We start from the raw sequence: 6,020 nt of genomic DNA, 5'->3' as shown, positions 1-6,020 counted from the left end.
CCCGCCGAAGACCAGCGCAGCGCAAGGCCGGCGGCGAGCGCGCCTATCGCCACGACAAGGGCCAGACGTGCGGCCGGCCTCATGGCGATGCCTTCCGTCCGGCGCCCGCATCGATCCGGCGAACCCGCGTTGCGCGGCGTTGCGCGTCGAGCAGCGCCGCGAACGCGTCGCGTGCCTTGTTCTCGGCGATCGCGCGCGCGGCGATGTAGCGCACGGTTTCCGAATCGGCCGGGAAATAGCCGCTCTGCTGTTCGTCCACGCGCACGATCTCCCAGTGCGCCGCGATGTCGGCGGCCACCGGCTCGCGCACCGGCGCGCCGTTGCGCGCGGGCGGCTGGGCGAACACGAGTTCGGTGAACCAGTCGGCGTCGTCGCGCCGCGCGAGCCAGCCGAGCTCGCCGCCGCCGGCGCGGTCAGGAGCCATGGAATGGCGTCGCGCGAGTTCGGCGAAGTTGCTGCCGTCCTTGGCGAGCAAGGCGGCGACGCGCGCCGCCGTGGCTTCGTCGGCAAGACGGATATGCCGCGCGCGCACACGTTCGATGCGCCGGAAGCGCTCGCGATTCGCCGCGTACCACGCGGCGATTTCGGCCGCGGTCACGCCGCGGCGCAGACCGTCGAGATAGGCGTTGCTGTCGTGCATGTCGGCGCCGAGGCCGTAGTGCTCGCGCAGGCCGCGCGCATATTCGCGATCGAGCAGGTTGCGGCGCAGTTCGTTCACCGCGTCGGCGCCGATCGCGCCCTGCGCCCATTCCTGCACGAGCAGCGCGACGACACGCGTGCGCGCCTGCACGACGAGAAATTCGGTATCGAGCGCGTGCAGGCTCATGCGTCCCTGCACGTTCTGGCGCGCGTAGACGTCGGCCAGCGTGAGCTGGCGCACGCGTTCGTCGAGTCCGCGGTAGCGCAGTACGACCAGCGCCTCCGCCCTGGATGCCACATCGCCGTCGAGCGCGTATTCGAGCCGGATCTTCGCCGGATCGCCGAGCACCTCGCGCAGCTGCGCCGCGGTCGGCGCGGGCGAGGCCACGATCACGCGCTCCAGCGCGTCGCCGGTCTTCCGCGCCAGCGCGCGCTCCAGCGGTTCGCGCAGTACCGCGCGCAGCACGCCGGTCAGCTTGTCGTCGGCCGCGACTTCGGGAGCGAACGCGACGCGCAGATCCGGAAACAAGGCATCGCGCGTGAGCTTGGCGGCGGCGTGGCGCGCGAGCGCACGCTGCTCGACAATTTCCGCCAGCACGTCGTCGGTCGAGACCTGCCGGCCTTCGAGCGCGCGATAGCGCTGCAGGACAGCCAGCGCGTTGCGGCCGATGCGCGCGCCGTCGATATCGGCGACCGGCGCATCGGCGCCGAGCGCGAGCGGCGGCAGCGCGGCGACGGCCGGCGGTGCCGCGACCCGGGCCGGTTCGTGCGCGGCGACGGCAGTCGCCGCGAGCATCAGCAGCCAGGCGCCGACACGCCGCGCGCGAACGCGCGGCGTGAACAGTGCCGTCGGAATCAACGCGCTCAACGCGACGCCACGCGCAGCGCGGCGCAGTCGAGCACGACGACGGCCATCGCGATCGCGTGCGGCACGGTCTGCCGGGCGACGCGGACGCGGTCGGCGTGCGCTTCGGACGACAGCACGATGCCGCCGTTGCGGTACGAATACGCGCCGCCCTGCGTGAGCACGCCGCGGATGTCCGATGCGGCGGTCGTGCCCGCGCACTTCGTGAACGTGCCGTCGCCGAGCGCGGTCGTCACGAGCGCCGTATTGTTGAGGCCTTCGCTGTAGTAGTAGTCGTTGACCCAGGTTTCCCAGCCGGAGTGATTCTTGCCGCTCGCGGTCCAGGTGTGGTGCGGCTGCAGCAGGTCGGTCGCGTGCAGCACGTAGCCGACGGTCTGCGGCGTCGGGCTGGCGAGGAACTGCGACCACCAGTACTGACCGAGGTTGTCGATCGGCTGGAACGGGAAGTTCTGGTAGTCCTGGTACATCGACGAGGTCGAATACGTGCCGATGCGGTAGCGCGCTTCGGTGATGCCGTAGGTGTTGTACTTCGAGCCGTCGGAGAACCAGCCCTTCATGCCGCCGCTGCCGTCGTCGAGATGGTCGTTCCAGAGCCAGCCCGCGGCGAGTTCGTCGACGTCGCCGGCCTGCGTCAGCTGGCTGTAGTTGTAGCCGCCGAAATCGTTGCCGTGCACGTCGCTGCCGCGCGTGTGGTTCTGGAAATGCCAGTACGAGCTGTAGTTCACGAACGACGAGGTCGTCGACCAGAGCGGGGCGCGCACGCAGTCGCCGGTGATCGCGCCGCAGATGTAGGTGTCGGCGAAATCGTCGACGTCGTAGGCCGACTGGCCCAGCACCTGGGCGAGCTGGTCGACGCTGATGCCGGCGCTCTGCGCCCAGGCGGCGAGCTGCGCGTAGCGCGTCGTCGCCGGGTTGTTCTTCATGTACTGCACGGCGTCGAGCACGATGCGACGGTGCGTTTCCTGCGACCAGGCATGAGCCTGACCGCCGATTGCGAGCGCAAGCGCGCCCGCGATCATCGTTGCGATGATGCGCATTTCTGACTCCCTATTGTGGTTCGAATTCCCCCGCGGCCCGCCCGCAGCCGGCCGGGTCGCGAAACTAATGCGCGCACGTTGCAATAGCGTTGCTCGCGCAATCCGCCTCTTTCAAGGCTGCCCGCGCGGCTGCGAGGCGGCCGGGCTCGAGTGCGGCCGCCGATGATTCACCATTCGACGATGCAGCGCCAGCGCTTTAGTTCACAATTTCGAATTGCGCCAAACGTGGCGTGCTCTGCATTGACGCGGAAGTTGCCTCTTCGAATCCTACGCAGAATCCGCACTGCGGCGGCGCCGCGCCGACGCGCGACGGACCGCGCACGACCGCGCGCCCGGGCTGCAGCCGCAGATGAAAACGTTTCCCGGAGATCGGTTCCGTCAGATCGTCGCGAACACGTTGCCGCGTGCGGCGACGACGGCGTTGCGCCCGGCATCCTTCGCGCGATACAGCGCCTGGTCGCAGCGCTTGAGGCAGTCGTCGAGCACCTCGCCGGGCTGGATCTCGGCGACGCCGAGACTCACAGTCACGCGCAGGCCGCGTACCGGCGTCACCATGCGCTCGATGCGCACGCGCAGTTCCTCGGCCCGGCGACACGCTTCCATCAGCGTCGTATTCGGAAGCAGGATGAAGAATTCTTCGCCGCCCCAGCGCGCCGCATGCCGGTTGTCGCCCTGCAGCAGTTCGAGTTCGCGCGCGACCGCGGCGAGCACTTGATCGCCGATGCCGTGACCGTGCTGGTCGTTGATGTGTTTGAAATGGTCGACGTCGGCCAGGATCATGCTGAAGCCGCCGTTGCCGCGCGACGCCATGACGGCCTGCACGAGCATCTCGAGCATCGCGCGGCGGTTCAGCAGACCGGTCAGGCCGTCGGTCAGCGCGGCCTCCGCCAGCAGAGCCTCGACTTGAAGGCGATTCTCGATCTCGCTCTTGAGCTGATGCGTCGCGTCTTCGATCGCACGCGTGCGTTCCTCGACGCGGCTTTCGAGCTGCGCGTTGGCCTGCGTCAGCGCCGTCAACGCGGCCTCGCGCTGCGCGGAGGCTTCGCGCAGGCGCTGCGCGGTCGCGTCGAAATCGGCGATGACGCGGTCGAACTCGTCGCCGATCGGCGGCTGTCCGGTCGGCGACGGCTCGCCGGCGGCCAGCGCGCGGCAGCGCTCACCGAGCGCGCGGATGCGCCGCTGCAGCTGTTCGGCCAGCAGGCGCGACAGCACGAGAGCGAGCAGCACGCCGAACAGGATCGCGCCGAGCGTCGAGAGCCGCAGCAGATTCAGACTGCGCTGCAGACTGTCGGCGTTGAGGCGCACGCCGACGACGTAGGCATGCGGCGCCGCGCCGATGGGCGCGAACGCCGTCAGTTCGGCGCGCTCGCTCGCGGCGCTGCGGATGTCGCTGACGACCGCGCGGTCGATACCGCCGCGCAGCATGCCGACCTCTTCGAAACTCAGGAAATCCGGGCCGCCGCGGCCGTCGGCGACGCTGGTTGCGAGCACGCGCTGTGAATCGCCGAGCGGCTCGACGACGTAGGCGCTCGCGAGATCGGCATTGAGTCGCACCGCGGCGCGCAGGCGGCCGGCGATGCGATCCCCCGCGCTCGAATCGGCGCGGTCGCCGAGCGCGCGGATGTCGTCGAGACTGAGCGCGGATTCGACGAGGCGGACGTTGTCGAGCAGACGCTGCGCGACCGCGTCGAGCATCTGGTTGGAGACCGCCCAGTACATGTAGGCGCCGAGCGCGCCCGCGCCGAGCAGGATGACCGCCAGGTGGCTCAGCAACAGTCGTCGCTTGATCGTCAGCACGCTTCCCCCCGTCACCGGCGCCTCCCGGCGCCGTCCGCAGAGCCGCAGTATAGGCAAGCCGTCGAAAAAGCCGGAATTTTTCGGTGCCGGCCGCCGCGCAAGCCCGCCGCCGACGGCCGAGGCGGTCCCGCCCGGCGCCGCGGGCCGCCGCCTTGCCTCGCCGTTCGGCCATGAACTACGCTCGACCAACTTATGCCGCGCGGTTATGCCCGCGCCGACTCGGGGTTTTGGGGAAATCTATGCTGGCTGCCCTTGGGCACATCCTGTTTGGCTTTTTCGGCCTGTTCGTCCTCGTCCTCATTGCGTATGCGTTTTCCAACAATCGCCGCTCGGTGGATTGGAAACTCGTCGCGACCGGCATCTCGCTGCAGATCCTGTTCGCCGCGTTCGTACTCAAGGTGCCGATCGGCGCGAGCCTGTTCGACGCACTCGGCAAGGGCTTCGTGCATCTGCTCGAATTCAACAAGGTCGGCTCCGAATTCATCTTCGGCAAGCTGCTCGACGCGAACACGTTCGGCTTCATCTTCGCGTTCCAGGTGCTGCCGACCATCATCTTCTTCGCCGCGCTGATGGGCGTGCTCTATCACCTCGGCGTCATGCAGCAGATCGTCAAGGGCATGTCCTGGGCGATCACGAAAGTCATGAACGTCTCCGGTGCGGAAACGACATCGGTCTGCGCGAGCGTGTTCATCGGCCAGACCGAGGCGCCGCTGACGGTGCGCCCGTATCTGGAAAAGATGACCGAGTCGGAACTCATGACCGTCATGATCGGCGGCATGGCGCATATCGCCGGCGGCGTGCTTGCGGCCTACGTCGGCCTGCTCGGCGGCACCGATCCGGTCGAGATGGCGAAATACGCCAAGCATCTCCTCGCCGCCAGCATCATGGCCGCGCCCGCGACGCTGGTGCTCGCGAAGATCCTGATCCCCGAAACGCAGGAACCGCTGACGCGCGGCACCGTGCGCATCGAAGTCGAGCGTCACAGCGCGAACGTCATCGACGCCGCCGCGAGCGGCGCCGGCGACGGCCTGAAGCTCGCGCTCAACGTCGGTGCGATGCTGCTCGCATTCATCGCGCTGATCGCGCTGCTCAACGCGCCGCTGCAGTACCTGGGCACCATCGTCTGGTCGGGCTGGATGGTCGCCGGCTGCGGCATCCTCGGCGTGCTGCTGCTCGTCGCGGCGATGCAGCTCTACAACCGCCGCAAGACCGGTCCGGCGGCCGGCGCGATCGTCGACACCGACGGCACGCCGATCGGCGCGACGCGCCCGGCCGGCATCACCGGCGGCGTCATCACCTGCGCCCTGCTCGGCATTCTCGCGCTGATGATCACGGGTGCGGCCTACGCCGCCGACGGCAGCACGATCAACGCGTGGCTGTCGGCCGGCAAGCCCGTGCCGACCACGCTGAGCCTGCAGACCATCCTCGGCTACGTGCTCGCGCCGATCGCCTGGCTCATCGGCACGCCGTGGCAGGACGCCGTGCTCGTCGGCGGTTTCATCGGCGAAAAAGTCGTGCTCAACGAATTCGTCGCCTATGTGGATCTGTCCAAGAACATGCATCTGCTGCAGGAGCACAGTCGCGTGATCGCCGCCTACGCGCTCTGCGGCTTCGCGAACTTCTCGTCGATCGCGATCCAGATCGGCGGCATCGGCGGCCTCGCGCCGGAACGTCGCCAAGAC

At 68.8% G+C, this 6,020-nt stretch carries 4 protein-coding genes; 1 reads left to right on the top strand and 3 read right to left on the bottom strand.

The window, feature by feature from the left end; all coding sequences use genetic code 11:
* Positions 1-79 precede the first annotated feature (79 nt).
* From VLF18_RS22360 to VLF18_RS22350, 3 genes are all read right to left on the bottom strand, one after another.
* Positions 80-1,507, bottom strand: a complete 1,428-nt coding sequence (locus VLF18_RS22360; protein ID WP_325281843.1) for a peptidylprolyl isomerase — start codon at positions 1,505-1,507, stop codon at positions 80-82.
* A complete protein-coding gene (locus VLF18_RS22355) occupies positions 1,504-2,541 on the bottom strand; it encodes a hypothetical protein (protein ID WP_325281842.1) in 1,038 nt (345 codons plus the stop codon). The genes VLF18_RS22360 and VLF18_RS22355 overlap by 4 nt, the downstream gene beginning before the upstream one ends.
* A gap of 378 nt (positions 2,542-2,919) precedes the next feature.
* Positions 2,920-4,353 carry a diguanylate cyclase gene (locus VLF18_RS22350; RefSeq protein ID WP_325281841.1) on the bottom strand — a complete coding sequence of 478 codons (1,434 nt, stop codon included), beginning with the start codon at positions 4,351-4,353 and terminating at the stop codon, positions 2,920-2,922.
* Positions 4,354-4,577: 224 nt separating this feature from the next.
* Here VLF18_RS22350 and VLF18_RS22345 point away from each other — a divergent pair.
* Positions 4,578-6,020 (top strand): NupC/NupG family nucleoside CNT transporter (locus VLF18_RS22345; RefSeq protein WP_325281840.1); only part of this gene is annotated, 1,443 nt, incomplete at its 3' end.

Source organism: Tahibacter sp., assembly GCF_035481375.1.
Taxonomy (GTDB): Bacteria; Pseudomonadota; Gammaproteobacteria; order Xanthomonadales; family Rhodanobacteraceae; genus Tahibacter.
Note: the sequence above shows the minus strand (reverse complement) of the source record. Positions and strands in the feature narration are given on the sequence as shown.

Excerpts from the sequence above, each read along its gene's own strand:
- VLF18_RS22355 (WP_325281842.1), bottom strand. The coding sequence starts at position 2,541 with ATGCGCATCATCGCAACGATGATCGCGGGCGCGCTTGCGCTCGCAATC.